This is a genomic window from Stenotrophomonas sp. YIM B06876 (assembly GCF_030711595.1).
Taxonomy (GTDB): Bacteria; Pseudomonadota; Gammaproteobacteria; order Xanthomonadales; family Xanthomonadaceae; genus Stenotrophomonas.
In genome coordinates, this window is sequence record NZ_JAUJUJ010000384.1 from 1 (window position 1) to 769 (window position 769).

General features: G+C 63.0%; 1 pseudogene. It reads left to right on the forward strand.

Annotated features, from left to right (window positions below):
- Positions 1-578: 578 nt before the first annotated feature.
- Positions 579-769: pseudogene (locus tag QZH66_RS17455) on the forward strand (thiol reductase thioredoxin); the annotation flags it as partial.

The window sequence follows — 769 nt, forward strand, 5'->3', positions numbered from 1 at the left end:
AGGCGGCTGCGGACCAGGCCCGCAAGGCCTCGGCCTACAGCACGCTGTGGCTGTTCATCTCGCTGCTGATCGGCGCCTTTACCGCCAGCCTGGCCGCCACCTTCGGCGGGCGCCGGCGCGATCTGTGATCCGCGAATTGCAATTTCTCAACCTTGACAGGAGACCGCCATGCGTTCCTTGCTGCTTTTCTTCCTTGGCGTCCCAATTCCCATCATCATCCTGATTGCGCTATTCGTGCATTGATGCCGAGTCCCACTCAAAGCGATAACGGCGCCGCTTCGCCCTTGCCGTGCTATAGCACTGATCGCAGGCTTCGCGCCTTGTTCTNTGCATTGATGCCGAGTCCCACTCAAAGCGATAACGGCGCCGCTTCGCCCTTGCCGTGCTATAGCACTGATCGCAGGCTTCGCGCCTTGTTCTCGCTCTGATTGTGCAACTCGGTATGAGGCCAGCCGCCGCAATCCCGGCGGCTTTTCGTTTCCGGGCCAGGCAGCGTCGCGTGCGCGCCGGTTCGCCATGGCTTGAATTCCCCAGCGCGTGGCCCGATGTGCCAGAGAGTTCCACTTCCATCCTCCGCCATGTCCGAAGCCCTGCACATCGTCTGCCCGCACTGCCACACCACCAACCGCGTGCAGGCGGCCCAGCTGGAAAGCAGCCCTGATTGCGGCAGCTGCCACCAGCCGCTGTTCACGGGCACGCCTTTGGCGCTGGACGCGGCCAGTTTCGAGCGCCACATCGCCCGCAGCCAGATTCCGGTGGTGGTCGATTT